2 protein-coding genes are annotated in these 1,915 nt (G+C 59.0%); one reads left to right on the plus strand and one right to left on the minus strand.

The annotated features are described in order from the left end of the window. The coding region (locus QCE49_RS33515) for a glycoside hydrolase family 19 protein (protein ID WP_250460791.1) at nt 1–1,729 on the minus strand (1,729 nt) is incomplete at its 3' end. Nucleotides 1,730–1,733: 4 nt separating this feature from the next. Between QCE49_RS33515 and QCE49_RS33520 the strand changes: the two genes are divergently transcribed. Continuing rightward, a partial coding sequence (locus QCE49_RS33520; protein ID WP_250460789.1) for a hypothetical protein occupies nt 1,734–1,915 on the plus strand: 182 nt, incomplete at its 3' end.

Below are 1,915 nucleotides of genomic sequence, written 5' to 3' on the forward strand. Positions count from 1 at the left end.
GAACCTTCGCCTTCACCTCATCCCACCACACGAGCTTCTCGATACGCTTCTGCTCTTCTTTGTACTGGGGGTTCGGCGTGGCGTTCTCGATTTCCGTGTAGAGCTGTCGCCACTTCTGCGGATTTGTCCACTCGCTTTCATGCTTCACAATCAATCGGGATGCCGCTTGCATCAGCCATGGATAGTGGCCTGACTCACCTGCATAGGCTAAGCACAAGTCGTCTGCAGCACGGCTGCCATCGCCTTGCGGAAACAGCTTTCGGTACACCGCCTGCATCATTGGACTCAACTTGCTCAAGGCCTTCGCATCTGCAGCACCGGTATGACTGGCAAAGTCCACCCACGCCTTGGTCCTCGAGAACATGGTGTGAGCCGGATCTTGTGCCCCGTCGATACAAGCGAAGTCCACCCATTTCTGGGCGAACTCTCGCGTCACAGTTCCGCCCGCGAACTGCTCTTCACGCACCCATCCCTCGATCGCTTGTCCTCGCTGATCCGCGCTGCCAACGCGCCACCAGTTCATCTTTCGTCCGTTGCGATCCGCCGTCGCTTCAGCGTGTCGCTTGTTCGTATCCCGCGCCAGTTCGGCCAGTGACCACCGCTGCACCACGCCCGTCACCGGCGGTTCACTACCCGCCTGCTCCGCGTTGCGATAGAGCTTAGTCCCCTCCGCGATACGCAATAGCGTCGGCTCGGAAGAAAGCCCCAGCCGCTTCCACTCGTCGGGATGCGCGCTGTGGGACGCGACCCACGTCCTGCTTTGCTCAATGAACGATTTGACGCTGTCGTCACAGAACACCTCGATGTGCGCCATTTTCGTGGCGGACGGCGGATTCGCATTCAATGAATCAAAGCGGCCAAGATGGCCTATCAATTCGCCCGCTTTCACGGCGATGCCCTGCGCATTCGCGTCGTCTGCTCCACCGGCCAACAACGTAACCATGACGCGATCGAAGGCATCGTCAGGCATGATTTCCTGCACCACCGGACCACCGTTCTCGCTACCCAGAAATATCCAACCGCCCACTACTGTGGTGGGCGGAGCATCGCCCACCTGGGCCGCGTACGGTTGCGCACCATGCGCGTCCGTGATCTTGCCCCAGCCATGTTGCCGCTCGCCAATACTCACAGACGCACCTTGGGGCAGAATGCCAAGCGCCGGACTTGCTCCACGGCCCGTCTTCGGAGCGCTGCGGATTCTCAAACCTTGCTGACTAGCATCTGGCGCCTGACCGGTTCGGCTCGGAGCTGCCTTGTCCCGCGCATAGGACGTGACTTTGTACTGAGCAAGCGCAGATAGATACGCCGGTTTGGCCTTGCCCGTATCGCGCTCATACTCCTCGTACGCTTGCAGATGCATGTACAGGCTATAGAAAGTCAGCTTCGTGCCTTTCGGGAACTCCATCGAATGGCGAACCAAAGCGAATCCGGTGCTATAGGGCGCTTGCACGTTTCCGAGTTGGCTCACCGGATAAGTCCGGTCCACCCGGTATGCAATGACGTGGCCATCTGCAATGCATCGCACGCCTTGCTTCAAATCCAGCTTGCTGCCCGCGCCGCTGTCGGTGATGTGGATACCGCCGTGCCAAAAGCCTTTCTTACTCACCAAGAAGGTTCCGCCGGGTTCCTTCTCCGAGAGCAGTTGGTAAATCTCGTGTTCGTCGGTGAACCTGACTGCCGCATCCGTATCCCTCTGCCCCTTCTTCAGGAACGGGAAGGCAAACGACAACTTCTTGACCTTTGTGTCGGGCGGCGTCGCTTGCGGTGCGTTACGAGGGACTGCAGGCGCACTGCGTTGGCCACCTGAAGCGGGCTGGGGTGCAGACGCAGGTTGCGGCGCCGAAGCGGGTCTTGCAGCAGTTGCTGATGTTGCCATCTCGATTCTTATTCAGAAAATCCAAAGGAAATCGGGTTC

This window comes from Caballeronia sp. LZ008 (assembly GCF_031451435.1).
GTDB lineage: Bacteria > Pseudomonadota > Gammaproteobacteria > Burkholderiales > Burkholderiaceae > Caballeronia > Caballeronia zhejiangensis.